This is a genomic window from Cognatishimia activa, from assembly GCF_026016445.1.
In the GTDB taxonomy this organism is placed as follows: Bacteria; Pseudomonadota; Alphaproteobacteria; order Rhodobacterales; family Rhodobacteraceae; genus Cognatishimia; species Cognatishimia activa_B.
In genome coordinates, this window is sequence record NZ_CP096147.1 from 2,699,165 (window position 1) to 2,724,277 (window position 25,113).

General features: G+C 53.7%; 27 protein-coding genes, 1 tRNA gene and 1 riboswitch. Of the genes, 11 read left to right on the top strand and 17 right to left on the bottom strand.

Going from position 1 to position 25,113, the window contains the following annotated elements:
- Position 1: 1 nt before the first annotated feature.
- Complete coding sequence (gene dapD, locus M0D42_RS13485) at positions 2 to 829, bottom strand: 2,3,4,5-tetrahydropyridine-2,6-dicarboxylate N-succinyltransferase (protein WP_265019131.1); 828 nt, start codon at positions 827 to 829, stop codon at positions 2 to 4.
- A 201-nt stretch (positions 830 to 1,030) separates the two neighbouring features.
- Between dapD and M0D42_RS13490 the strand changes: the two genes are divergently transcribed.
- Positions 1,031 to 1,873: a TIGR00730 family Rossman fold protein gene (locus M0D42_RS13490; protein WP_265019132.1), complete on the top strand. Its 843-nt coding sequence runs from the start codon at positions 1,031 to 1,033 to the stop codon at positions 1,871 to 1,873.
- Positions 1,874 to 1,923: 50 nt separating this feature from the next.
- Here M0D42_RS13490 and rlmN read toward each other — a convergent pair whose 3' ends face one another.
- Positions 1,924 to 3,114 carry a 23S rRNA (adenine(2503)-C(2))-methyltransferase RlmN gene (gene rlmN, locus M0D42_RS13495; protein WP_265019133.1) on the bottom strand — a complete coding sequence of 397 codons (1,191 nt, stop codon included), beginning with the start codon at positions 3,112 to 3,114 and terminating at the stop codon, positions 1,924 to 1,926.
- Positions 3,115 to 3,247: 133 nt separating this feature from the next.
- Between rlmN and M0D42_RS13500 the strand changes: the two genes are divergently transcribed.
- The gene (locus M0D42_RS13500; protein ID WP_265019134.1) at positions 3,248 to 3,553 is read left to right on the top strand and encodes an antibiotic biosynthesis monooxygenase family protein; all 306 of its coding nucleotides are present in this window, start codon (positions 3,248 to 3,250) and stop codon (positions 3,551 to 3,553) included.
- 54 nt (positions 3,554 to 3,607) lie between these two features.
- On the opposite strand, the gene M0D42_RS13505 is transcribed toward M0D42_RS13500, so the two are convergent.
- Entirely contained in the window at positions 3,608 to 4,114 is a 507-nt protein-coding gene (locus M0D42_RS13505; RefSeq protein ID WP_265021158.1) for an invasion associated locus B family protein, read from the bottom strand.
- 195 nt (positions 4,115 to 4,309) lie between these two features.
- Here M0D42_RS13505 and M0D42_RS13510 point away from each other — a divergent pair, with 195 nt between their 5' ends.
- Complete coding sequence (locus M0D42_RS13510; protein ID WP_265019135.1) at positions 4,310 to 5,305, top strand: asparaginase; 996 nt, start codon at positions 4,310 to 4,312, stop codon at positions 5,303 to 5,305.
- A 45-nt stretch (positions 5,306 to 5,350) separates the two neighbouring features.
- On the opposite strand, the gene M0D42_RS13515 is transcribed toward M0D42_RS13510, so the two are convergent.
- From M0D42_RS13515 to M0D42_RS13530, 4 genes are all read right to left on the bottom strand, one after another.
- A complete protein-coding gene (locus M0D42_RS13515) occupies positions 5,351 to 5,665 on the bottom strand; it encodes a hypothetical protein (RefSeq protein ID WP_265019136.1) in 315 nt (104 codons plus the stop codon).
- 103 nt (positions 5,666 to 5,768) lie between these two features.
- The gene (locus M0D42_RS13520; protein WP_265019137.1) at positions 5,769 to 6,200 is read right to left on the bottom strand and encodes an SRPBCC family protein; all 432 of its coding nucleotides are present in this window, start codon (positions 6,198 to 6,200) and stop codon (positions 5,769 to 5,771) included.
- Positions 6,182 to 6,520 carry an ArsR/SmtB family transcription factor gene (locus tag M0D42_RS13525; RefSeq protein WP_265019138.1) on the bottom strand — a complete coding sequence of 113 codons (339 nt, stop codon included), beginning with the start codon at positions 6,518 to 6,520 and terminating at the stop codon, positions 6,182 to 6,184. The genes M0D42_RS13520 and M0D42_RS13525 overlap by 19 nt, the downstream gene beginning before the upstream one ends.
- A 44-nt stretch (positions 6,521 to 6,564) precedes the next feature.
- The gene (locus tag M0D42_RS13530; RefSeq protein WP_265019139.1) at positions 6,565 to 7,449 is read right to left on the bottom strand and encodes a LysR family transcriptional regulator; all 885 of its coding nucleotides are present in this window, start codon (positions 7,447 to 7,449) and stop codon (positions 6,565 to 6,567) included.
- Positions 7,450 to 7,575: 126 nt separating this feature from the next.
- Here M0D42_RS13530 and M0D42_RS13535 point away from each other — a divergent pair, with 126 nt between their 5' ends.
- Genes M0D42_RS13535 through M0D42_RS13545 form a run of 3 tightly spaced genes read left to right on the top strand, consistent with a single transcriptional unit; the run spans position 7,576 to position 11,984 of the window.
- Positions 7,576 to 8,784, top strand: a complete 1,209-nt coding sequence (locus tag M0D42_RS13535; protein ID WP_265019140.1) for an acyl-CoA dehydrogenase — start codon at positions 7,576 to 7,578, stop codon at positions 8,782 to 8,784.
- Between the two features lie 9 nt (positions 8,785 to 8,793).
- On the top strand, positions 8,794 to 10,977 hold the full coding sequence (locus M0D42_RS13540) for a dehydrogenase E1 component subunit alpha/beta (RefSeq protein ID WP_265019141.1): 2,184 nt from the start codon (positions 8,794 to 8,796) through the stop codon (positions 10,975 to 10,977).
- Positions 10,974 to 11,984: an ACP S-malonyltransferase gene (locus M0D42_RS13545; protein ID WP_265019142.1), complete on the top strand. Its 1,011-nt coding sequence runs from the start codon at positions 10,974 to 10,976 to the stop codon at positions 11,982 to 11,984. Before M0D42_RS13540 ends, M0D42_RS13545 begins: the two co-directional genes overlap by 4 nt.
- On the opposite strand, the gene pncB is transcribed toward M0D42_RS13545, so the two are convergent.
- Together pncB and pncA are read right to left on the bottom strand one after the other, a co-directional pair.
- On the bottom strand, positions 11,981 to 13,273 hold the full coding sequence (gene pncB, locus M0D42_RS13550) for a nicotinate phosphoribosyltransferase (protein WP_265019143.1): 1,293 nt from the start codon (positions 13,271 to 13,273) through the stop codon (positions 11,981 to 11,983). The two genes, M0D42_RS13545 and pncB, sit on opposite strands and share 4 nt — an antisense overlap.
- Before the next feature lie 68 nt (positions 13,274 to 13,341).
- The gene (pncA, locus tag M0D42_RS13555) at positions 13,342 to 13,938 is read right to left on the bottom strand and encodes a bifunctional nicotinamidase/pyrazinamidase (RefSeq protein ID WP_265019144.1); all 597 of its coding nucleotides are present in this window, start codon (positions 13,936 to 13,938) and stop codon (positions 13,342 to 13,344) included.
- A gap of 120 nt (positions 13,939 to 14,058) precedes the next feature.
- On the opposite strand from pncA, the gene M0D42_RS13560 reads away from it, so the two are divergent.
- Positions 14,059 to 14,967 (top strand): rhodanese-related sulfurtransferase, encoded by a 909-nt coding sequence (locus M0D42_RS13560; protein WP_265019145.1) that lies wholly within the window; start codon positions 14,059 to 14,061, stop codon positions 14,965 to 14,967.
- Between the two features lie 48 nt (positions 14,968 to 15,015).
- Positions 15,016 to 16,170 (top strand): winged helix-turn-helix domain-containing protein, encoded by a 1,155-nt coding sequence (locus M0D42_RS13565; RefSeq protein ID WP_265019146.1) that lies wholly within the window; start codon positions 15,016 to 15,018, stop codon positions 16,168 to 16,170.
- A gap of 23 nt (positions 16,171 to 16,193) precedes the next feature.
- Here the strand turns inward: M0D42_RS13565 and M0D42_RS13570 are convergent, their stop codons facing one another.
- The 4 genes from M0D42_RS13570 to petA all read right to left on the bottom strand — a co-directional run bounded on the left by M0D42_RS13570 (position 16,194) and on the right by petA (position 19,889).
- Complete coding sequence (locus M0D42_RS13570) at positions 16,194 to 16,988, bottom strand: DUF2189 domain-containing protein (RefSeq protein WP_265019147.1); 795 nt, start codon at positions 16,986 to 16,988, stop codon at positions 16,194 to 16,196.
- A 183-nt stretch (positions 16,989 to 17,171) separates the two neighbouring features.
- A complete protein-coding gene (locus M0D42_RS13575; protein ID WP_265019148.1) occupies positions 17,172 to 17,963 on the bottom strand; it encodes a cytochrome c1 in 792 nt (263 codons plus the stop codon).
- Positions 17,964 to 17,976: 13 nt separating this feature from the next.
- Positions 17,977 to 19,320 (bottom strand): cytochrome b, encoded by a 1,344-nt coding sequence (gene petB / locus M0D42_RS13580; RefSeq protein ID WP_265019149.1) that lies wholly within the window; start codon positions 19,318 to 19,320, stop codon positions 17,977 to 17,979.
- Positions 19,321 to 19,331: 11 nt separating this feature from the next.
- Entirely contained in the window at positions 19,332 to 19,889 is a 558-nt protein-coding gene (gene petA, locus M0D42_RS13585) for a ubiquinol-cytochrome c reductase iron-sulfur subunit (protein ID WP_265019150.1), read from the bottom strand.
- A 218-nt stretch (positions 19,890 to 20,107) separates the two neighbouring features.
- On the opposite strand from petA, the gene M0D42_RS13590 reads away from it, so the two are divergent.
- Positions 20,108 to 20,773 carry an outer membrane protein gene (locus M0D42_RS13590; protein ID WP_265019151.1) on the top strand — a complete coding sequence of 222 codons (666 nt, stop codon included), beginning with the start codon at positions 20,108 to 20,110 and terminating at the stop codon, positions 20,771 to 20,773.
- A gap of 39 nt (positions 20,774 to 20,812) precedes the next feature.
- Here the strand turns inward: M0D42_RS13590 and M0D42_RS13595 are convergent, their stop codons facing one another.
- Positions 20,813 to 21,421 carry a glutathione S-transferase gene (locus M0D42_RS13595; protein ID WP_265019152.1) on the bottom strand — a complete coding sequence of 203 codons (609 nt, stop codon included), beginning with the start codon at positions 21,419 to 21,421 and terminating at the stop codon, positions 20,813 to 20,815.
- A gap of 68 nt (positions 21,422 to 21,489) precedes the next feature.
- A riboswitch (FMN riboswitch) is annotated at positions 21,490 to 21,631 on the top strand.
- 78 nt (positions 21,632 to 21,709) lie between these two features.
- Here M0D42_RS13595 and M0D42_RS13600 point away from each other — a divergent pair.
- Positions 21,710 to 22,150: a 6,7-dimethyl-8-ribityllumazine synthase gene (locus tag M0D42_RS13600; RefSeq protein ID WP_265019153.1), complete on the top strand. Its 441-nt coding sequence runs from the start codon at positions 21,710 to 21,712 to the stop codon at positions 22,148 to 22,150.
- 47 nt (positions 22,151 to 22,197) lie between these two features.
- On the opposite strand, the gene M0D42_RS13605 is transcribed toward M0D42_RS13600, so the two are convergent.
- Genes M0D42_RS13605 through dapF form a run of 3 tightly spaced genes read right to left on the bottom strand, consistent with a single transcriptional unit; the run spans position 22,198 to position 24,910 of the window.
- A complete protein-coding gene (locus tag M0D42_RS13605; RefSeq protein WP_265019154.1) occupies positions 22,198 to 22,824 on the bottom strand; it encodes a glutathione S-transferase in 627 nt (208 codons plus the stop codon).
- Positions 22,821 to 24,077, bottom strand: a complete 1,257-nt coding sequence (gene mtaB / locus M0D42_RS13610; RefSeq protein WP_265021159.1) for a tRNA (N(6)-L-threonylcarbamoyladenosine(37)-C(2))-methylthiotransferase MtaB — start codon at positions 24,075 to 24,077, stop codon at positions 22,821 to 22,823. Before mtaB ends, M0D42_RS13605 begins: the two co-directional genes overlap by 4 nt.
- Complete coding sequence (gene dapF / locus M0D42_RS13615) at positions 24,077 to 24,910, bottom strand: diaminopimelate epimerase (protein WP_265019155.1); 834 nt, start codon at positions 24,908 to 24,910, stop codon at positions 24,077 to 24,079. The genes mtaB and dapF overlap by 1 nt, the downstream gene beginning before the upstream one ends.
- A gap of 115 nt (positions 24,911 to 25,025) precedes the next feature.
- Between dapF and M0D42_RS13620 the strand changes: the two genes are divergently transcribed.
- Positions 25,026 to 25,101: transfer RNA gene (locus M0D42_RS13620), tRNA-Lys, on the top strand.
- Positions 25,102 to 25,113 lie beyond the last annotated feature (12 nt).

Consider the following 25,113-nt stretch of genomic DNA (forward strand, 5'->3'; position numbering starts at 1 on the left):
TTTAGTCGCGTAGCAGCTCGTTGATACCGGTCTTGCTGCGAGTACGTTCGTCCACGCGCTTCACGATAACCGCGCAGTAAAGCGACACGTTGTTTTTGGATGGCATTGAGCCCGCCACAACAACGGAGTAAGGTGGCACTTCGCCATACATCACTTCGCCAGTTTCACGATCCACGATCTTGGTGGATTGACCGATGAAGACACCCATGCCCAGCACGGACCCTTCACGCACAATACAGCCCTCAACAACCTCAGACCGAGCCCCAATAAAGCAGTTGTCTTCGATGATGGTTGGGCCAGCTTGCATAGGCTCCAGAACGCCGCCGATGCCAACGCCACCAGACAGGTGTACGTTTTTGCCGATCTGCGCGCATGAGCCGACAGTCGCCCATGTATCCACCATGGTGCCTTCATCAACGTGGGCACCGAGGTTCACGAAAGACGGCATCAGAACCACGCCCGGCGCGATGTAAGCGGACTTGCGTACAACAGCGTTTGGCACTGCGCGAAAACCAGCGGCTTTCCATTGGTTGTCGCCCCAGCCTTTAAACTTGCTGTCAACTTTATCCCACCAGCCGCTACCTTGTGGACCGCCGGATTGCTCTTCCATATCTTTGATACGGAAGCCAAGCAGCACGGCTTTCTTTGCCCACTGGTTTACATGCCAGTCACCGCTTTCCAGCTTTTCAGCAACGCGCAGTTTACCAGAGTCCAGCGCGTTCAGCGTGTCCTCGATGGCTTCGCGGGTTTCACCTGTGGTGGATGGCGTGATCGTATCGCGCGCTTCCCAAGCTGCTTCGATCGCTGTTTCCAATTGCGCGTTAGACATGAATTTCGGCTCCAAATTTACGGATTCGAGCTTTCATAGCGAAACATGCTGTGCCCGTCATCAAGAGACCGCCTGAACAGGTGGAAAAAACGACCTATATAGGGTCAACACGTCTTGGTGTTACCCCCTAAGCTCTTCTGGTCATGCGGATCACTTCGCGCTAGGCCTTAAAGGAAGAGGCGCATTTTTAAGGACACCCGTATGAAAGACGATCACCGCACCCCGTTTCGTGATGCACACACCGACCGCAGCACTGCCAAAGAAGTCCCAGATACTCCCCAGACCCGCGCACCAGCGTATCGCCTCGCCTTTGCGGATGAGGACTTTCTGTGCCGTGAAGAGCTTCGCCCGGTCCGCCTGCAACTTGAGTTACTCAAGCCGCAAATGATATTGGATGAGCGCGGTGTGGAAAGCACGATCGTGATGTTTGGCGGCGCACGTATCCCAGAGCCGGCAAAAAAAAGTAGCGCGCGCACAAAAACCCTCGCTGAACTGTCGAAGTTTTACGACGAGGCGCGTGAATTCGCGAAGTTGATGACCGAGCGCTCAATGAAAAGCTACGGCCGCGAGGACGTCGTTGTCACCGGTGGTGGGCCGGGCGTGATGGAAGCGGGCAATCGAGGTGCGATGGATGCGGGCGGAACCTCGATCGGCCTGAATATTGTGCTGCCGCACGAGCAGGCCCCAAACGAATACGTGACTCCGGGTCTCTGTTTCAATTTCCACTACTTTGCGATCCGCAAAATGCATTTCCTGATGCGCGCCCGCGCGATTTGTGCGTTCCCTGGAGGATTCGGAACCCTAGACGAGCTGTTTGAAGCTTTGACATTGATCCAAACTGGCCGCATGGACCGCGTGCCGTTTCTGCTCTTTGGGCGTGAATTCTGGGAAAAGATCGTCAATTGGGACGCCTTGAGTGACGCTGGAACAATCTCGGCTGAAGACTTGGACTTGTTCCAATTTGTCGAAACCGCGGAAGAAGCGATCGCGGCAATTGACAATTGGGGAGATACGGATTGCCGGGACAACCTTCCTGGGCGTTGATCCGCGGACTGAAACCCATGTGAAAAAGGCGGCCCTTCGGCCGCCTTTTTTCATTTGCCCAGACCCGCTTCCGCTTCGATCTGCTTTCGAGATTTTCGCGCCCGTTCTGTGGCTGATTTTAACTGACCACAGGCCGCCATGATGTCTTCACCGCGCGGCTTTCGGATCGGGCTGGCATATCCGGCCTGATAGATAATATTCGCGAAAGCCCGAATGCGATTGTTGGACGATCGCTTGTAAGGCGCGCCCGGCCACTCATTGAATGGGATCAAGTTGATCTTCGCCGGGATATTGTGACGCTTGATATGGTCGATCAAACGATGCGCGTCTTCATCTGAATCATTCACACCATCCAGCATCACGTATTCAAAAGTGATCCGCTCGGAATTGGAAACCTTTGGATACGCCGCCAATGCAGCCAGCAGTTCTTCGATATTCCAGCGTTTGTTGATAGGCACCAACATATCGCGAGTTTCATCTGTGGTGGCGTGGAAGGAAATCGCCAGCAGGCAACCGATCTCTTCTGCTGTACGCGCAATCTCCGGCACAACGCCGGACGTCGACAAGGTGATACGGCGGCGGCTCAGGGAAATGCCTTCCCCGTCCATGGCGATATTCATCGCGTCACGCACATTGTCGAAGTTATAAAGCGGCTCGCCCATACCCATCAGAACGATGTTGGACAGCAGTCGGGTTTCATCCTTCGGCGCGCCCGGCACCGGCCATTCTTCCAAATCGTCTCGCGCCATCATGACCTGACCAACAATTTCGCCAGCGGTCAGGTTGCGCACGAGTTTCTGCGTTCCGGTATGACAGAAGGAGCAAGTCAGCGTGCAACCAACCTGAGACGAGACACACAATGTGCCGCGGTCTTCCTCGGGGATGTAAACGACCTCGACCTCATGGGCGCCTGCGATCTTCACAAGATACTTACGGGTGCCATCTTCAGAAACCTGCTTGGACACCACTTCCGGGATTTCGACCACAAACTTTTCATCCAACTCAGCACGATAGGCTTTGGACAGGTTGGTCATCTCGTGAAAGTCACGCACGCCCCACTGATAGATCCATTGCCAGATCTGCCCCACACGCATTTTCGCCTGTTTCTCAGGCGTGCCGTTTTCAATCAGCACGTCGCGCAGCTTGTCGCGAGTCAGCCCAACAAGGTTCAGCTTACCTTCGGTTGGCAGCTTGCGCGGGATGGTATGTACGTCCTGCGTAATCGGTGCGCTGGCGGTCATGGCATGAGTCTCCGGGAGTTCAGGCGCGTCTGATACACGATACAGGCAATTTTGCAAACCGCACAGCCCACTGCCATTTTCCGTCAGCGCTTTCGTGGATACAGTTCTAGACATTCGATTAAAGGAGATACTGATGTCCGTCATTGAAACCGTGCGCTATCGGCTGAAAGAAGGGGCAACCACTGAGGCAGCAGTGGCTGCTTGGGAAGAAAGCCAAAGCTTTGCGCGCGCCCAAAAAGGATTTCTAGCGCGTAAGATCGCCGTCACAGATGAGGGCGAGTTTCTAGATCATGTGGAATGGGCGAGCATGGATGATGCCAAAGCAGCTGCATCCAATTTTGATCCGGGCAAGTACCCTGAATTACTCGGCCTTGTTAAAGTGCTGGACGAGAGCAGCATGGTGATGACCCATTACACTGTTATGGGATCAACCGACTAATTGAAAAGCCCCAGAGAAGTCTCCGGGGCTCTTTCAAGAATTCAGGTTTGCTGATCAGCCGCAGCGTTTGCCAGCATCATCATGTGCTGCGGTAAAGCCCAGCAAAGAGAACGTGTCTTTGGTGCGGGTACCTCGGCCACTTTCGCCGGATAGAATCGCTTGTTTGCCGCGCTTCATCGCCGCTACGATTTTCGCATCATCATCTGCGCTCTGAGGCCACGCCCATTCGCCTTCGGTGAACAGATCATAGGTGTTGTCGTCCACCTTCATGCTGACCGTAGATCCGGACTTAAACGGATAGCCTCCGGTAAAGCCCACCTGACCTTTGACCCCGGCATCTGGACGGAAAAATACCATCAACAGGGTCTGAGACCGGTTCACAGCCACAACCGCGCCGTTGCGGGTATTTACACTTTCTTTGAACGTTGTGACGGCCCAACATTCTTTCGGGCTGCTTTCCACAAAAACGCTCCAATCGGTTTTTGCCGCAACCTGATTGCTACTTTCCTGCGCCATGGCAGTAGAGCCAATCATCGTCAGCGCGCCCAGGACTGTCCCCATGACGGTCGCGCGCAATGTATTTGATCCCATTGTTACAGCCTCCAAGCTGTCCTTGCCCTCAATTCCGAAACTGACCGCACCGTTGACCGGTTTTGTTATTGCGGCATTCCCTTCTCGATGGGCTTACAATACTCTTATTTTTGCCAAGCGCGAAAGCCCCGTTGGCACGAAATCGCCCATAATTTGAAGGTGCTTATGATCAATCCCGTTAACCTGGTCGAAATCTGGCGCGGATCACTGCTCGAAAGTGTGCATCAAGGCCACGCTGTGGTCTGTCATGCAAGCGGAGATATCCTACATGCTTGGGGGGATCCCGACGCTTTGGTCTATCCACGCAGCTCTGCAAAAATGATCCAAGCCTTGCCGTTAATCGAAAGCGGAGCTGCGGATCGGTTTGGATTGAGCGCAGCACAATTGGCGCTTGCTTGCGCTTCTCATAACGGCGCAGCGATCCACACCGATCGCGTTCAATCTTGGCTCACTGATCTAGAGCTAGACGATTCTGCTCTGCGATGCGGGGCTCAAGCCCCGCTCGAAAAGTCAGTACGCCATGGCATGATCAAGACAGATGACTCTCCTTGCCAGTATCACAACAATTGTTCTGGCAAACATGCAGGGTTTCTGACTCTCAGTAAGCACTTGGGCGCAGGTCCAGAATACGTAGAGTCAGATCATCCTGTGCAGCAGGCCATTTTCGATGCTTTCAATGAAGTCACAGGGTTTGAAAGCCCGACTTTTGGTATTGATGGTTGCTCCGCGCCAAATCCGGCAACCACTATCCATGCCATGGCCCGCGCCATGGCTTTCTTTGCTTCCGCGAATCCAGATGGCGATTTACGAAATCGCGCGGCAGCTCGGTTGCGAAACGCGATGATGGCCTATCCAGAACTTGTCGCAGGTGAAGGTCGCCCCTGCACGCGTTTGATGCGTGCCTGCAATGGAAAGGTAGCGATTAAATTTGGAGCAGAGGCTTACTTCATTGCCATCATCCCAGATCAGAAGCTCGGCGTTGCTCTGAAGATTTCTGACGGCAGTACGCGCGCTGCAAACTGCGCGATTGCGGCGATTCTGGTGAAACTGGGCCTGCTGGATTCTGAGCATCCTGAAGCACAGGCCTACATCAACGAACCAATCATAAACTGGCGCGGGATCCATACCGGCTGGATGCGCCCGGCGCCTACGTTGCAATAAAAAGGCGGCTGATTAGCCGCCTTTTTAAGATTGCCAATCAAGCAATTACATTTCCATGCATTCAGCGACTTCGACCGTGCCGTTGCGATCGCCAATGATCGGGCAGCCTTTCGCCATTTCAATCGCGGATTCAATATTGTCGGCATTCACCAATGTGAAACCGGAAAGTGGGTTAGCACCGCCGTTATCATCGACGCCGTTTTCAGTCACGGTCTTGGACATGCCAACCGGCGCGCCACCGTCTGCAAGGCTCGGGCCAATCTGCTCGTACCAAGCCGTCCAAGCCGCCATTACGCGCTCGCCTTCCTCTGGTGTCTCCGGCATGCCGCCACCATGATACGCAAAAATAAACTTAGGCATTTTAGTCTCCTACTGGTCAAATTTCGGGCGCGCAGCCCTGTTGGATCGGACAAGCCATTGTTCCGGCATGTCAGAATACTTTGTTTGTTTTGTCTTGCTCGATTTAGCCGTTCAAAATCCGAGTCATTGTACCCAGTGCATATGTCCAACCGTTGTTGTGGTTGGCGGCCGCTTCTTCGTCAGAGAATTCACGGTGATCAATAATCAGTTTCGCACCCGCTGCAGATTCAGAAACGGTGAACATCACATGGCTTTCTGGTCCGCGTTTATCATCTGGATCATGCCATCCCCAGGTAAAGCCCACGGTCTTTGGACGATCCACATGGGTGACGTGACCAGAGAGCTTCAATTTGTTCCCGTCTTTGGTCAGCATTTCGACAAACCACGGGCCTTTCCGCGAGAAGTCCATCTCTTCCACAGGGAAGGTCATGCCTTCATAGCCAAACCATTCTAACACACTTGCGCGTTGGGTGACGAAGTCAAACAACCGTTCTGGCGTCACATTGAATTCGCGTTCTAGTCTGATGTCGGGCAAATATCCTCCTCCGCCGCCAAAGCAGCTTCAATTCGATTCAGGCTGACCTCCCAGAAAGCCCGATGATCAATTGTCCAATCCGAAATGGTTTTCAGGGCTTCAGGTCGCACGGCATAGAGCCGTTTGGTCCCCTCAGCACGTTGCTCTACAAGCCCGGCTTCCCGCAACACCTTCAGGTGACGAGAGATCGCCGGGCCGCTGATTGCGTAATCTGAAACCAGATCGCCGGCGGGCAACTCGCCATCCTTCATCAGGCGCTCGACTATGTCGAAACGCGTCTGATCAGATAATGCAGCAAATACGGATCGTAAATCTTCCATACTTACTATTTAACACTTTCGTTAAATAGTGGAAAGGATTCTTTTTAAGCCGCGGCAATTTCAGATTCCAGCCATGCACGAAAGGAAGCAAGTGGCGGATAGTTCGCCTTGGATTCTGGCCAGACCAGAAAATAGGCTCCGCTTGAAACTGTCGGGAGATGATCAAGGATCAAGAGCTTGTCTGCACTGTCCGCGATAAGAAACTTTGGCATCAAAGCAACCCCCAAACCTCCGATCACCGCCTGCAGCATTGTTGCGAACTGGTCAAAGACCATCCCGGAACTTTGCACTGCCTCTAGTTCATTTTGATCAAACCATCGGCGCCATGCGTTAGGGCGCGACTCAAGATTAAGAAGCGGGACAGATTTCAGATCAGCCGCTTCAATGGTTTCACTTAAAAAGAGGTTTGGCGCCGCGACTGGCACCAACTCTTCGTCCATCAGCTTTAGAGAAGCTGCTCCTTGCCAATTGTCTCGACCAAAGTGAATGGCAGCGTGGAACCGCTCTTGGCCAAAATCAAACGGGTTGAGTCGGGTCGACAGATTGACCGTCACCCCCGGGCTGCTCACCAGATATGTGCTCAATCTTGGCGCCAACCAATTGCTGCCGAACGCGGGTAGGATTGCGAGGTTCAAGACACCCCCATGTGGGTTACTGCGCAGATCGACGGTCGCATTGGCAATGCGAGTCAGGCCTTCTTGAATAGCCTCGGCATAGGCAGCTCCGACGGGTGTCAACTTTAGCCGCCTTTTCTCACGAACAAACAGCTCATAGGCCAAAAAGTCTTCAAGCTTTTGCACCTGACGGCTGACAGCCCCCTGCGTCAGGTCTAACTGACGCGCTGCATCAGTGACGGAACCTGTCCGAGCAACGGCTTCAAAAGCCGTAAGCCATCCTAAGGGCGGAAGTGAGCGACGTGAAAACTGCATATCATTCCATTTCGGAATGTTTATATGCGGATATATCGCTACATTGCAGCAAGATTTTGGGTTAGGTTTCAGAAAACCTAGGCTCACCATGCCCAAGAGTCATCAAGTAAGCGAAAGCCTCACCCTATGTCATTGAAAGCCAAAGACTCCCCAAGCCTGTCCTCTTTTAAATGGGATGACCCGTTCATGTTGGAAAACCAACTCTCTGAAGAAGAGCGCATGTCGCGGGATGCGGCCCATAGCTATGCGCAAGACAAGCTGCTGCCGCGCGTCACCGAGGCTTTTGAAACAGAGCACACCGATCCCGAAATTTTCCGCGAAATGGGTGAGATGGGCCTATTGGGCGTCACTATTCCAGAGGAATACGGTGGGATTGGCGCAAGCTACGTATCCTACGGCTTGGTTGCCCGCGAAGTTGAACGCATTGATTCTGGTTATCGCTCGATGATGTCAGTCCAAAGCTCCTTGGTGATGTATCCGATTTACGCATACGGCACCGAAGAGCAGCGCAACAAATATCTGCCGAAGCTCGCAAGCGGTGAATGGATTGGCTGCTTTGGCCTGACAGAGGCCGACGCCGGTTCAGACCCTGGCAGCATGAAAACTGTCGCGAAGAAGACTAATAACGGCTACGTGCTGAATGGATCCAAGATGTGGATTTCCAACTCACCGATTGCAGATGTTTTTGTGGTCTGGGCAAAATCCGAAGCCCATGACGGCAAGATCAAAGGTTTTGTCTTGGATAAAGGCACTAAGGGTCTGTCTGCGCCGAAAATTCAAAACAAAGCCAGCCTACGCGCCTCAATTACGGGTGAAATTGTTCTTGAGAATGTAGAAGTCGGCGAAGAGGCGCTTCTGCCAAATGTCGCAGGCCTAAAAGGTCCGTTTGGTTGCCTGAACCGCGCGCGTTACGGCATCGCCTGGGGAGTAATGGGAGCAGCCGAATTCTGCTGGCATGGTGCGCTACATTACGGCTTGGACCGGAAGCAGTTTAACAAGCCACTCGCCCAGACGCAGCTATTCCAGCTGAAGCTCGCAAATATGCAGACAGAGATCACGCTGGGCCTGCAGGCCGCCTTGCGAGTTGGGCGCTTGATGGATGAAGCGGCGGCCGCCCCGGAGATGATCTCACTGATCAAGCGCAACAACTGCGGTAAGGCGCTAGAGATTGCGCGACATGCTCGCGACATGCACGGCGGCAACGGTATCTCTCTCGAATTCCACGTCATTCGTCATATGGTGAACTTAGAAACAGTGAACACCTATGAAGGCACCCATGACGTTCACGCGTTGATCTTGGGACGCGCCCAAACCGGATTGCAGGCTTTCGCGTAAGGAACAGACATGGATCGCGCAGACGTCGTCGACAAAGCCTTTCGAGACCGCCTAGCGAAAGGCGATTTTCCTGCCGGCCCCCCACCCAATAGGGCGCTTGATCACCATGAGGCATTGGCAATTTTCAGATCACAATGCCTCAGCCGCAATCTAGACCGTCGGTCCCGTAAAATGCAGGCCGAAGGTCAGGGGTTTTATACAATCGGTTCTTCGGGCCATGAAGGTATGGCCGCGATTGCTGCTGCTCTACGCCCTACCGACATGGCCTTCCTGCACTATCGCGACGGCGCGTTTCAAACGCATCGATCATCTCAAGTGCCTGGCGTTAGTCCCACTTGGGACTTGCTCTTGTCCTTTGCCAGTTCGTCAGATGACCCGATCTCTGGTGGGCGCCATAAAGTCCTTGGGTCAAAGGTTCTCAACATCCCGCCGCAGACATCAACCATCGCGAGCCACCTTCCTAAGGCTGTCGGCGCAGCCTATTCCATTGGCCTTGCAAAGCGACATCGGCCTGAACATCAGCAGCTTGATGACAACAGCATCATCCTGTGTACTTTCGGGGATGCGTCTGCCAACCACTCAACCGCGCAGGGGGCGATCAACACGGCTTGCTGGACCTCATTCCAATCCGTTCCCCTGCCCCTTCTATTCGTCTGTGAAGACAACGGAATCGGTATCTCCACCCGCACCCCGCACGGCTGGATTGGCGCCAATTTCTCCCAGAAACCTGGACTTAAGTATTTCCAAGCCAATGGGCTCGACCTTTACGATAGCTTCCGCGTCGCCAAAGACGCAGCGGCCTACGTTCGAGAGCAAAAGAAACCAGCTTTCTTACATATCAATACAGTGCGGCTTTATGGGCATGCCGGGTCGGATGTGCAGCAGACCTATCTTCCAAGGGACGTCTTTGAAGGTTGGGAGGCCGAAGATCCCCTTCTGCATTCCGCGCGACTACTGATCGAAAGCGGCGCAGCCACGGCAGATGAGATCCTGTCGATATACAAGCAAACCGAAGCTCAATGTGAGCGGGTCGCGAAGCAGGTAATCACACGCCCTCGCCTCCAGACCGCGTCTGATGTGATGGAAAGCATTGTCCCACCTTCCCGCGATTGTTTGCCAACAAACGGTCCTCCGAACGAAGCGCGCGCCAAAGCCTTTGGGTCTGACTTGAAGCAAATGGACACCCCGCAGCATATGTCCCGGCTTCTGAACTGGGCCCTGACGGATCTTATGCTGGAACATGGCGAGATTGCCCTCATGGGTGAAGACGTGGGTCGCAAAGGTGGTGTTTATGGTGTCACTCAAAAGTTGATCGATCGCTTCGGCCCGGATCGCATGATCGACACATTACTGGATGAGCAATCTATCCTCGGACTGGCCATTGGCCTGGGGCACAATGGCTTCTTGCCTATGCCAGAAATCCAATTTCTCGCGTATCTGCACAACGCCGAAGATCAGCTTCGCGGAGAAGCGGCAACGCTCTCATTCTTTTCAAAGGGGCAGTACACAAATCCCATGGTGTTGCGTATCGCGGGACTTGGCTATCAAAAAGGATTTGGAGGCCACTTCCACAACGACAACTCGCTTGGAGTATTGCGCGACCTTCCAGGTGTAATCGTAGCCTGCCCCTCAAGAGGTGATGATGCTGCCAAGATGCTCCGAGAATGCGTGCGGCTGGCGCGCGAAGAGCAGCGCGTGGTAGTGTTTGTTGAACCCATTGCACTTTACCCCACGCGTGATCTGCACGATGCCAAAGACAACGGCTGGACAGCCCTCTACCCCAGCCCCTCTGAAAAGATCGGTCTTGGAGAAGTCGGCGTGGAAGGGAATGGTCCACTCGCGATTCTGACCTACGGCAATGGGCGATATTTGAGTACACAGGCAAAGGCATTGTTGGCCCGGGAAGGCATCGACGCGCGCATCATCGACATTCGCTGGCTCGCGCCCCTGCCAGAAGAAAGCATTCTTAACGCGCTAGAAGGTGTGGAGAATGTTTTGATCGTGGATGAATGCAGACAATCCGGGAACGTGTCTGAAGCGCTCATGGCGTTTCTACACGAGAAAACAAACCTGCCACATAGCCGGATCACGTCAGAAGACAGTTTCATCGCAACCGGCCCCGCTTATGCGGCAACCATGCCGTCAGCAGAGAGCATCGCTCACGCAGCCCGAGATCTGTGGAACATAAAATGAAGCAAACTGCCGTTGTCATTGCCCCCGGTCGCGGGACCTATAACAAGGCTGAACTTGGCTATCTCAAGACCCGCCACCCCAAAAAGTCGGATTTGATCCAACAGTTTGACAACTACCGCGATGCCACTGGGCAAGTGTCGGTCAGCTCGCTTGATGGCATGGAGCGATACTCGATCAGCACGCACACACGCGGCGATAATGCCAGCCCGCTAATTTATGCCTGCGCCTATTCCGACTTTGTGTCGATCGATCGAAAGGCTTTCGACATTATCGGCGTCACTGGCAACTCCATGGGGTGGTACATCGCATTGGCCTGCGCGGGGGCATTGAGCCCTATGGCAGGGTTCGAAGTGGTCAACACTATGGGCACACTGATGCAGGATCACCTCATCGGTGGGCAGATCATTTACCCTTATACAGACACGAATTGGGTCGAAATCCCGGCGGGAAAAGAAAGACTGCTGGGGCTCTGTCACGACATCTCCTCCCGGCCTGACCACTTTCTGGCCCCTTCGATTGACCTAGGGGGCCTGCTGGTTTTGGCCGGAGACGTAAATGGCCTCAGCGCTTTCGAAGCAGAGGTAGAGCCTGTTCAGGATCGCTTCCCCATGCGCCTTCAAAACCACGCAGGCTTCCATTCAGAGCTTCAAAAACCAGTCTCTGACTTGGGCAAAGAGCGCCTGAAACCTTCATTGTTTCAACAACCGAACCTGCCGCTAATCGATGGTCAAGGTGATCTTTGGTATCCGAGCGCTTGCGACTTGAACGCCTTGTGGGATTACACCTTGGGTCATCAGGTTCACGAGACATATGACTTCGCTGCTGCCATCCGAATAGCTGCCCGCGAATTCTGTCCGGATGTCTTCATTGTACTTGGACCAGGCACAACACTTGGCGGTTCAGTCGCCCAAAGCCTCATTCGATGTGACTGGCAGGGTTGGTCAGATAAGGCCAGCTTTCGACAGGCTCAGAATGAGCAGCAATCCCTAATCTCAATGGGAGCCTAAACGAGCACGTCCTGCTTGCTTTGCGCACCAACACTGAACACACGTTTGTAGCGTTCAATCTGATCAGATGGCCCCATCGCCTTGTTGGGGTTATCCGACAGTTTCACGGTCGGTCGACCATTGGCAGAGACCGCCTTACAAACCAGTGAGAATGGTGCCAGCCGATCTTCTGGCACAAGACCTCTGAAGTCGTTCGTTAGCAGGGTACCCCAGCCAAAACTGGTCAAGACACGCCCCTCAAATTGCTTTTGCAATTCGCTGATTTTATCAACGTCCAGGCCATCAGAGAAAATCACCAGTTTCTTGGTGGGATCTTCACCACGTGACGTCCACCAATTAATCGCGGTCTCAGCCCCAGCTGCCGGATCTCCAGAATCGATCCTGATACCCGTCCAACCTTCTAGCCACTTTGGTGCGCGCTCTAAAAATCCTTTGGTCCCGTAGGTATCCGGCAAAATGATCCGAAGATTCCCGTCATGTTCTTCATGCCAATCGGCGAGAACCTGATAGGGCGCCTGCGCCAGTTCTTCATCTGTTTCGGCCAAAGCGGCATAGACCATCGGCAATTCATGGGCATTGGTGCCAATCGCTTCAAGGTCGCGATTCTTAGCAATCAGGCAATTGGACGTCCCGACGAATTTTTCGCCAAGACCTTCGCACATGGCTTGCACTGCCCAATCCTGCCAAAGAAATGAATGACGACGCCGCGTTCCGAAATCAGCGATGCGCAGATTGTCGATACCACGAAGGCTTTCAACCTTTTCCCAAAGCTTGGTCATGGCTCGCGCGTAAAGAACCTGCAGCTCAAACTTTTCCATCCGGTCCAGAACAGCGCGGCTGCGCAATTCCATCAACACAGATAGCGCCGGGATTTCCCACAGCATGACCTCAGGCCAACTGCCTTCAAAGGTCAGCTCATATTGGTCCCCAATGCGCTCCAAATGGTAGTCTGGAAGGCGCATGTTTTCGAACCACTCCATGAAGTCAGAACGGAACATTTGCCGTTTGCCGTAGAATGTGTTCCCGCGAAGCCATGTGCTTTCCCCGCGGGTCAATGACAAAGACCGCACGTGATCCAACTGCTCACGCAATTCGCCTTCATCGATCAGCTTGGCCAATGGCACCGAAGTGGTGCGGTTGATCAAAGAGAACTGCACCTGCGTCTCTGGTCGATTGCGGAACACGCTTTGGCACATTAGCAGCTTGTAGAAGTCCGTATCGATCAACGATCTGACGATCGGATCGATCTTCCACTTGTGGTTCCAAACGCGGGTTGCGATGTCGACCATAATATCCTCCGGCCTTAGCCCGAATAAGTGTGGCGGATAGCCTTGAGAAATTCAATCAAACAAGACAATTAGCGAAGACTTACCCCGGCCTCCTTCATGCCTGTCAGTGCCGCTTCAAGGGATCCATTGAGATCAATCGCACGGCAGAGGGACTGATCCACGGTGACATCAAATCCAAGCTTTGCTGCATCTACAGCTGAGAAGTTCACACAGAAATCTGTTGCCAGACCAACCATAGTCAACTCCTTCAGACCTCGCGTGCGCAGATATCCCTCCAGCCCGGTTGGGGTGGTCTGATCGTTTTCGAAGAACGCCGAATAGCTGTCGATGGCTGGGTTATAGCCCTTTCGGATAATCAGATCAGCGCGGGTTGTATCTAGCGCCATGTGGAAAGCCGCCCCGTCGGTTCCCTGCACGCAATGATCCGGCCAGAGGACCTGCGGTCCATATGGCATTTCTATCATCTCATATGGCGTCTTGCCCGCATGAGATGTGGCGAAAGAGGAATGGCCTGCCGGATGCCAATCCTGCGTGAGGATCACCGTGTCAAACTCAGACATCAGATCATTGATCCCGCCAACGATCTCATCGCCATCGGGAACAGCCAGCGCCCCACCCGGGCAGAAGTCATTCTGAACATCGATCACAATCAGGGCCTTAGACATCTGTCACTCCTTTGATGATCCGTCTTCTTGTGTCATGCGTAGGAATTGCATCACCGAAGGTCAATGGGGCTGCAATCGGTGGTCTTGAAGAGAGACTAAAATAGGCGTACAGGGCAGCCCATGTTTACAGTCTGCGCTCTTTATCACTTCACCCGCTTTGATAATCACGAGGCCCTTCGCGCGCCTTTGCTGGAGCTGTGCCAAAAGAACAGCATCACAGGCACGCTGTTGTTGGCGCATGAAGGCATCAACGGCACTATCGCTGGCCCTCGCGCCGGAATCGACGCGGTGATCGCGCATATCCAAACCCTGCCGGGTTGTGCAGACTTCGAGTGGAAACTCAGCACGGCAGCCGAAAAACCCTTCCCACGCATGAAGGTAAAGCTGAAGAAAGAGATCGTCACATTGGGTCAGCCAAACGTCGATCCGAAGGCGCATGTTGGAAACTATGTGAACCCTGAGGACTGGAACGAGCTGATCCAATCGCCTGACGTTGTGACCATCGACACGCGCAACGATTACGAAGTGGCGATCGGCACTTTCCAAGGAGCGGTAGACCCGGAAACAGCCACCTTCCGTGATTTCCCAGCCTGGTGGGAAGAAAACAAAGAGCGCTTCCACAACAAACGCGTCGCGATGTTTTGCACGGGCGGAATTCGCTGCGAGAAATCCACAAACTACCTGATGAGCCAGGGCGTCGAAGACGTCTATCACCTCAAAGGTGGTATCCTGAAATACCTCGAAGAGGTGCCGCAGGAAGACAGCACCTGGGAAGGTGAATGTTTTGTCTTTGATGGTCGCGTCTCCGTTGGCCATGGATTGAAAGAAGGCCCACATGTGCTGTGTCATGCCTGCCGTCGTCCTTTGATGCCAGAAGACACAAACCGCCCCGAATACGAGGCCGGTGTTAGCTGCCACCAGTGTATCGACGAATATTCAGAGACCGACAAAGCTCGGTTCCGTGAGCGTCAAAAGCAGATGGAACTGGCCCGCAAACGTGGCGAACAACACATCATCGGGGTGGATTGATTTTCACCCTTTGTTCCTGTTTGATGGCCCCAAAATTTGGAGAGCATCGTGCAGGCACCCCTAAAGATCGACAATCGTACCGCGCGCTGGCTTTGGCTGGCGTCACAGGGCCTGTCTGAGACCCCAACCGGTCCGCTAGAACTCTATGGAACCATCTTGAAGCTCGGTATGGTGCAGTTGGACACGATCCAAGTTGTTTCCCGCGCGCATCATCATATCCTGTGGTCGCGCAATCAGAATTACCGCGAGAAAATGCTGAACCCGCTCTTGGCAAAGGATCGGTTGATTTTTGAGCATTTCACCCATGATGCAAGCGTCCTACCAATGGAGTTCCTACCTGCCTGGCAACGCCAATTCCGGCGTATGAGTGTCACAGCCAGACGTTGGCATGGGGACCTAGAAGGCAGCTCCTATCTCGATGAAATCAAAGACCGTATTCGGTCCGAAGGGGCGCTCTCGACCCACGCCTTTGACACCAAAATTGAGGGAGAGAAAAAAATGTGGTCCCGCCCACCACATAAGAAAGCTTTGGACTACATGTGGATGACAGGACAATTGGCGACCTGTTTTCGAGATGGGTTCACCAAATACTACAACCTTCCTGAACGCGTCTTTCCAGATGAGCTGCGCAATCGCAGCATGTCAGAGAGCGAAGAACTCGATTTTCTGATGAAGGCCGCTGTTGATCGCATCGCCGTTGGCACGCAGGGTGAAATCCAGAAATTCTGGGAAACGACCTCTGCCAAGGAAACCAAAGAATGGCTTGAAACGGCTGACCTGATTCCGGTTGAGGTCGAAAACGCCGATGGATCAAAAACCACATCCTTCGGCACGCCAGATCTGGAAGACCGACTGGCGCAACTTGAGGCCCCAACTTCACGACTTCGCATTCTCAACCCGTTTGATCCCGCAGTTCGAGACCGTGATCGCCTCGAAAGGCTCTTTGGTTTCAATTACCGCAACGAAATGTTCGTGCCCGCGGCAAAACGCATCTGGGGATATTATGTGTTCCCCATCTTGGAGGGGGATCGATTTGTCGGTCGGATTGAAGCCAAGGCAGATCGCAAGAACGGCACGCTAAATGTCATCAACTTCTGGTCTGAGGAGCGGGTGAAATGGACCAAACCACGACAGAGTAAGTTGGAAGCAGAACTCAACCGACTAGGACGCTTTGTCGGCTGCCCGAACATTCACTGGCAGTAATTCCTCACTCCAGACGCTCGCACTCAATCCTTCGGTACAACGGCGCGCTGATAGAGGTGCCATGTGGTGTGCCCAAGAATTGGCAGAGTGAATATCAGACCCAAAAACGCTGGAACCATCGACAGTATCAATGTTCCCGCGATGATCGCGGCCCAAGTCAGCATGACTACCGGGCTTTCGGTGACAACCCGAAAAGACGTAATCATCGCCGATATGAAGTCCATTTCTCGGTCGAGCAACATAGGCATGGAAATGACTGTCACCGTGAAGAGGACGGTCGATAGAAAGGCGCCGATGCAGATCCCAATGGCTATGAACGTCCAACCTTCAGACGTGTACAAAACCGTACTGATAAACCCTTCCAGGTCAGAGAAAGACGAATCTTGAAGGATGATCACAAGCAAAGTTCTGAACTGATACATCCACACCCAAAAGATGAAGAGCGTTACAAAGGCCATCCAGCCCATTTCGCGTTTACGTTGGCTGGCAATGACGCTGAGAATGTCTGACCAGCTGAAACTCTTCCTCGCTTGACGCCGACGTGACATCTCATAGAGGCCAGCCGCGGCAAAAGGGGCGATTAATGGAAAGCCGATGGCCGCCGGGATCACCATCCAGATCCAGCCGAGCCAAGCCAGGCACCAAACGAACAAAATCCCGAAGGCCGCGTAGAACAACCCGAAAAATCCACTCATCAACGGGTGTGCCTTAAAGTCGGAATACCCTGCGCCGAGCGACGCCTTGATATCCTCAAAACTCACTTGATTGATTTCAGGCAAAGATAACGGTGGCGTGGAATTTACAGGATTGGATGCCATAGGGTGCGCTCTCCAAAGCAAACGTATCGCCGAGTCGATTGCAGGCAACCTCAGCGGTGAAGCACGCTTTCCCTATCCGAGAACAAGTCTGCATCAGACGACACGTTGGAGCAAGTGTGGACCCAGACAAAGAAAAAGCCCCGCTGATAGCGGGGCTTTCACATTCTTCACTCTGAAAAAGACTTATGCAGTCTTTTTGCCTTTGTGAGGCGCCCAGAGGCGTTTGTTTGTCAGATAGAGCAGCACTGTCAGCAGGAACAGCGCGAAGACGCCAATGAAGCCTGCTTTTTTGCGGTCCATCATCTTTGGTTCCGCTGTCCACATCAGGAATGCAGAAACATCTTCTGCTGAGTGATGCAGGTCTGTTGCGTGACCATCGTCAAATTCTACAGAACCATCTTCCAGAGGAGGACCCATTGCGATCCAGCCACCTGGGAAGGCCGTGTTTTCATAAAAGGTTGTACCCGCTTGGGTCTTCTCTTTACCTGTATAGCCGGTCAGGATGGAGTAAATATACTCAGCACCACCCATGCCTTTGACAAACTGATTGATCCCCGTGCCCTGAGGGCCGTGGAAACCCGCGCGCGCTTTCGCCATCAAAGACAGGTCAGGCGCGTTTTCGAGCGCGGAGCCAGGGAAGAAATCCGCTGGTTTCGCTGGGCGAGTATCGTCCAGTTCTGCGTCGAATACTTCGAAGTTCTCAGCAGAGTAAGCACGTACCTGAGCTTCAGAGAAGTGAGGTCCGCCTTTGTCTGACAGTGTACGCAGTGGCACATATTGAAGACCGTGACATGCAGAGCAAACCTCGGTGTAAACCTTCAGGCCGCGCTGCAGTTGGTTCTCGTCGAAGGTCCCGAAAGGACCCTCGAAAGAAAAGTCGACATCTTCGATGTGGCCGGCACCGCCGGCTGCCATCGCACCACCTGCCGCGAAGGTCAGGGCCGCTACTGCGGAAATTGCTAGAGTCTTAAGCATTGTCCCAGGCCCCTTATTCTGCTGGCTGCTGGCCGGATTCGGCGGCAGCGGGCTTTTTGACATAGTGGTCGTTGAAGTCGTCTTCGATGGTCGCCGGAGGATGTTCTGGCGTTTCGATAACACCGAGAAGCGGCAGGATCACCAAGAAGTAAGCGAACCAGTAGGTCGACGCGATCAAGGAAATGACCGAGTAGATCCCTTCGGCTGGCATCGCGCCTGCCCACATCAGGATGAAGAAGTCCAGAAGCAGCAAGCGGAAGTACCATTTGAACATCGGACGGAAACGACCGGAACGAACGGTGGATGTGTCCAGCCATGGCGTCAGTGCCATAACTGCAATCGCACCAAACATCGCCAGAACACCGAAGAACTTCGCATCGATGATACCGCCAGTGATCCAGCTTGCGAACATCACAACCCAAACAGAGGAGTCGAATGCGCGCAGGATCGCGTAGAACGGCAGGAAGTACCATTCAGGAACGATGTGTGCTGGTGTCGCCAGTGGGTTGGCTTCGATGTAGTTATCTGGGTGACCGAGATAGTTTGGCATAAAGCCAACGATCGCGAAGAAGATAACCAGAACAACGCCCAGCGCGAACAGGTCTTTGATCACGAAGTAAGGCCAGAATGGCAGCGTGTCTTTTTCGGCTTCTTCTTTAGAACCACGACGCACTTCAACGCCGGTTGGGTTGTTGTTGCCAGTGTGGTGGAAGGCCCAGATGTGAAGGATCACGAGGCCTGCAATCACAAACGGCAGCAGGTAGTGCAGCGAGAAGAAACGGTTCAGGGTTGCGTTATCAACAGCAGGTCCACCCAGCAGGAAGGTCTGCAGCGCGTCACCAATGAATGGGATCGCACCGAAGAGGCCGGTGATAACTGTCGCGCCCCAGAAGGACATCTGACCCCAAGGTAGAACGTAGCCCATAAAGCCGGTTGCCATCATTAGAAGGTAGATGAGCATACCGATGATCCATGTGACTTCACGCGGTGCCTTATAGGAACCATAGAAAAGGCCACGGAACATGTGGATATAAACCGCTGCGAAGAACAGCGACGCGCCGTTCATGTGCAGATAGCGGATCATGTGACCGCCATTCACGTCACGCATGATGTGTTCGATAGACGCAAACGCCAAATCAACATGCGGAGTGTAGTGCATCACCAGAACAATACCGGTGACAATTTGAAGAACCAGGCAGAATGCCAGCACGATGCCCCAGATCCACCACCAGTTCAGGTTTTTAGGGGTTGGGATCATCAGTGTGTCGTAGACGAGGCCAACAACTGGCAGACGGTGGTGCAACCACTTCTCTGCACCAGATTTCGGCTCGTAATGATCGTGAGGAATACCAGACATATGCGCGTTCCTTATCCAAGCACCAGTTCGGTGCCTTCAAAACGGGCAACCGGAACAGGAAGGTTTTCAGGAGCTGGACCCTTACGGATACGTCCAGATGTGTCGTAGTGAGAACCGTGACATGGGCAGAACCAGCCGCCAAATTCACCTGCGTCACCCAGTGGAACACAACCAAGGTGCGTACAAACGCCAATCATCACCAGCCATTCGCCTGCTTCATCCATGGAACGGTTCTCGTCCGCGGCGTCAGTGCCTGGCTTGTTAGCGTTTTGAGATTCGGCGTCGATGGTCAGGTCTTCCAAAGGCACAGCGCGTGCTTCGTCAATTTCCGCTTGAGTACGGCGGCGAATGAACACCGGCTTACCAAGCCATTTAACGGTCAGCTGCGTACCTGGTTCAATACCAGCGGTATCAACACGGATAGAGGCCAGAGCCTTAACATCAGCTGATGGATTCATCTGGTTGACCAGAGGCCAAACAGCCGCACCTGCGGTCACTGCACCTGCGCCTGCGGTGGCGTAGTAGAGGAAATCCCTCCGGGTGCCTTCGTGATCTTCTGCGTGGGACACGAGGTTTACTCCAATTTCTTGGCCTGCTGGCCTATACCGGTTCGGGCCACGTTCCAGCGCAGCCTCTCCAGCCCGCTTATTAACGAAGCCAATTCAACCCGTCCAGATGACATTCGCTTGATATGGATCAAAGCGTTGATGTGTCGCGCTTGAGGACTATGTAAAGCCGGTGTATTTGCTCTACTAAGACGCGAATTTCGGAAATTGAAAGGTTCGTCATGCGTAATTTAGGCGTTACAGCCCTGTTTGCTGCGGTGATTCTTGCGAATCCAGCCGCGGCCGAGATGGAAGTTAGCTTCTACATGGGGACTCAATCTTCGCCCCATGCTGTCATATCGGGGACTCTGGATGGGACGGCAGGTACAGCCGTCGACCGAACTGTGGCCTGGGAAGGCCGTTCCTTCACACCGCCTCCTTACTACGGTGTGCGTGGTGTCTACTGGCGCGAAAGCGGTTGGGGCTATGGTCTGGAGCTGACCCACGCCAAGGTTTACGCTTCTGACGCGGATCGCACAGCCCTTGGTTTGGATAGCCTCGAGTTTACTGACGGCCACAATATCATCACCGCGAATATTCATCGTCGCTGGGAAGATCGTTGGTGGAACGGTCGTCTGACCCCGTTTGTGACCGCAGGTCTAGGCGTAGCTGTCCCTCACGTGGACATTCAACCAACTGGCGATGCGCATACCTTTGGCTACCAACTGACGGGACCAGCGGCACGTTTAGGTGTGGGTGTTTCGATTGATTTGACTGAAAAAATCAGCGCTTTCACTGAATATCAGATCACCTACTCGGACAACAAAGTTGAGCTGGATAGCGGCGGTACGCTGGAAACGTCGCTGGTGACCAACGCCCTGAATTTTGGCGTCAGCTACAGCTTCTAATAATCAACCCCGCCAAAGGTGGGGTTTTTCATTTGCGGATCATAGATCATAATGCTCGGTGCTTTGCATCGACTGTCGTTTTCCGAATTCATCAAACCAAGCGGCAAGCGCGTCGTTACCTTGGCGCCAATTCCGAGCATCCAACCGAAAATCCAAATACCCTAAAGCACAGCCAACTGCGAGATGACCCATGTGAACGGGGCCATTCAGATGGCTGATCCACATATCGTTTAGAGCTGACAGACCGTTTCGCACCTTACTCCACTGCGCATCAATCCAAGGCGCGTGTTGCATTGATTCTTCGCGGAACCGACCTTCGTAGACAATCGATAAGGCCGAATCCAAAATACCATCCCCGGTCGCTTCGATGGTCAGAACATCCCAGATGATACGATCCGGATAGAACTGCCCGCCTGAACGAGCATCCAAGAATCGGCAAATTACCCGACTGTCATAAAGCGCTGGCGCATTTTCCCGCACCAGGCAGGGGATTTTGCCAAGTGGATTTGCCGCTTGCAGTTTCGCATCCACCGCGATTGGCGCAGTTTTCACCTGAAGAAGTTCAACCTCATCCATCTGGCCTGTCTCATGAAGCAGCGCCTTCACTTTTCGACTGTATGGAGAGGCGGGGGCAGTAATAAGTTTCATCGGTTCGGTCTCATTCCGGTATATGTCGCATTTCATGTTGCAAGCAGCCTTGGGGCTTGGCAAGGTGCGCGCGTTCTCAGGGCGGGGTGAAATTCCCCACCGGCGGTATGTGGCGCAAGCCATAAGCCCGCGAGCGGCCCAAAATGGGTGTCAGCAGATCTGGTGAGAAGCCAGAGCCGACGGTTAAAGTCCGGATGAAAGAGAACGTAGGGTCTGGGTGCCATTTGGCGCAAAGAGTCTTCGTGATCGCCTTGGGTGACGTGTCTGTTGCTGAAAGGAGTTCATACGATGACACACACCCGATTTGCTTTCATCAAAGCGCAGTGGCACGCGGATATCGTGGATCGTGCGCTTGAAGGTTTCTGCGAAATTATCCCCGCAGAGCAAGTTGATGTTTTTGACGTTCCTGGTGCGTTTGAAATGCCGCTCTTGGCGAAAGAGCTGGCCACGACCGGGAAATATGGCGCAATTGCCTGCGCAGCCTTTGTTGTAGATGGTGGGATTTACCGGCACGACTTTGTGGCTCAGGCCGTGGTTGATGGGTTGATGCGGGCTGGAATGGACACCGGTGTCCCCGTGCTTTCGGTATCCCTGACACCGCACCAGTATCAGGAAACCGATCACCACAACACTATCTACCGCGCTCATTTCGTAGAGAAAGGGCGCGAAGCAGCTAAGGCGGCTTTGGGCGTTCTGAAGACCAAAGCGTCGCTGGTTGAAGCGGCTTAAGAACGAGCTGCGTTGCTCAGGGTGAAGCTTTGGCTTCACCCCTAATGCTATTCCGGGAAATAGATCGGGGTGTCCCCTGTTTCCCATTTTGCATATTTGCTCATGATCGACTGAAAACGGTCCGACACCAAAAAGGCTTCAAGCCAGCGCGACAGGTTTGGCCAATCCTCGGCATCAAAGCGTGCTTTGTCGATAAAGGCGAATTGGCGCACAAAAGGCAAAATCGCCATATCTGCCAATTTTGGCGTTTCTCCAAATAGACATTGCTGAGTCAGTTGACCATCAAGCTTATGCAAAAACGAATGCGCTTTGGCACGTTGCTCTTCGGGTTCAAGATCCGGGTAACGCGTATCGTACTTTGTACGATCCAATGCCTGCTTAAAAGGACCATCGGCCTCTTCGATCAGCGCGTGACCTTCGGCGGGCATATCGAGCCACCCCTCGGGGTCAGAACGCCCTAGGGCCCATTTCATGACGTCCAGAGATTCGTCAATCACGGTGTCACCGTCCTTTAGGCAAGGCACGGTCGCGCTTGGGCTGGTTACTAAAAACTCAGGCGCTTTGTCTCGCAACAGGATTTCTCGCAGCTCGACCTGTTGCTCCGATGCGGCAACCGCCAGCCGCGCGCGCATCGCATATGGGCAGCGGCGGAAACTATAGAGAACCGGTATCATGCGACGAGCTGACCGTCTTTTTGGCCAATGATCTTCGCAGTCACAACAGCGCCCTCGATCTGCGGTGCATCGAAATGCACTTCGGTGAATTGTTCTGTGCGACCCATATGCGGGTTTTCCATAAGGATGTGATGTGTCTTTCCGATCTGCGTCTGAAGATGCAATGAGACCTGCGCATCGCCTGCAGCCCGCAGTTGGGCCGCGCGGGTTTTGATAATCGGGCCGGGAACCTGATTAGGGATTTTTGCCGCTGGTGTGCCTTCACGCTTGGAATAAGGGAAGACGTGCAGCCACGTCAGGTCACAATCCTTCACCAACTTCAGGCTGTTTTCAAAATGCCCGTCAGACTCGGTTGGGAAACCCGCGATGATATCCGCGCCATAGGTCATCTCAGGCCGCAGTTTTTTGGCTTCTTCACAGAAACGGATCGCGTCATCACGCAGGTGACGGCGGGCCATACGCTTGAGAATCAAGTCATCACCATGCTGCAGAGAGAGGTGCAGATGCGGCATCAGGCGCGGCTCTGTGGCGATCGCCATCATCAGGTTTTCATCAACCTCGATGGAATCAATCGAACTGATCCGCAGGCGCGGCAGGTCAGGCACCAGTTTCAGGATGCGCATAACCAGATCGCCAAGTTTCGGCGTGGCTGGCAGGTCAGCACCCCAAGAGGTCAGGTCGACACCCGTCAGGACAACTTCGTTGAAACCTTTATCGACCAACCGTTTGATTTGATCGACAACAACGCCAGCCGGGACGGACCGCGAATTCCCACGGCCGTAAGGAATAATGCAGAACGTGCAGCGGTGATCACAGCCGTTTTGCACCTGAACATAAGCCCGGCTGCGTGTACCGAACCCATCAATCAGGTGACCGGCGGTTTCAGTGACTGACATAATGTCGTCGACCTGCACTTTTTCGGTCTCACCAATGAAATCGCCCGCCATCTGCTTCCAGGTATCGGGCTGCATTTTCTCAGTATTGCCGATAACGCGATCAACTTCGTCCATCGCCGCAAAGGTCTCTGGCTCTGTTTGCGCCGCACATCCGGTCACGATGATGGTGCTGTCGGGATTTTCGCGGCGCAGCTTGCGAATCTCCTGCCTCGCCTTGCGCACGGCTTCAGCCGTCACTGCGCAGGTATTCACCACAACTGCATTGGAAAGCCCCGCCTGTTGGCTGAGGTCCTTCATGGCTTCTGTTTCATAGGCGTTAAGCCGACACCCGAGCGTGGTAAATTTAGGGGGCTGAATCACTGAGCTGAATCCACAAATTCAACGGTGAAGACACCAGAGAAAACATGCATCGTCGCGCCGGTCATCCAGACGCCATCATCCGCCCAGTCGATGTGTAAAGTGCCGCCGTCCAGATCGATCTGCACCTGACGACCGGTGAGACCTCGGCGCGCAGCTGCGACAGCCGTCGCGCAAGAAGACGATCCGGACGCCAACGTCGGGCCAACACCACGCTCCCAAACACGCATGCGCAGGTGGCTTTCACCTACGAGCGAGGCAAATTGCACATTTGTACGTTCTGGATAGAGCGGGTGGTGCTCAAGTTTCGCACCAAGCGTTTCCAGATCAATTGCCTCAGCATCATCAACAAAGAAGGTGCAATGCGGATTGCCCATCCCGGTCGCTGTTGGCGCGCCTTCGATTGGCAATTCCAGCGTATCCATTTCACGCGCCAACGGGATGTCCTGCCAGTCGAGCTGCGGGTGACCCATATTCACCGAGACCAGACCATTCCCGGCCTCGCGCGCTTTTAAAGTGCCGCGGGCTGTGGTCAGGGTCAGCTCACTTTTGCCGCCCTCATCCAGCAGTTTGCGCCCAATGCAGCGTGTCGCATTCCCGCAGGCCGCCGATGTAGACCCATCGGCGTTATAAAAGGTCAGATGCGCGTCAGCGGTATCTGACTTTTCGATGACAGCCAGTTGATCAAACCCAACGCCGCAATGGCGATCAGCAATCGCTGTAATCAGCGACTCAGAAAGACCCGACTCGCGATCCCGCGCGTCGATCACCACGAAATCGTTGCCGAGTCCGTGCATTTTTTCGAATTCGATATTCTGTCTTACAACTGTCATGAGCGCGCATATAACCCTGTCATAAGAGTAATTCCAGTCAGCCGTATTTTTTGTGCTTTTTTGGGTTGACCCTATTCGTGGTTATTCTTAGAAGCCCCCTCACGCACAGCGAAGTGGGCCGTTAGCTCAGTTGGTAGAGCAACTGACTTTTAATCAGTGGGTCATAGGTTCGAATCCTATACGGCTCACCACTTTGTTTCAAA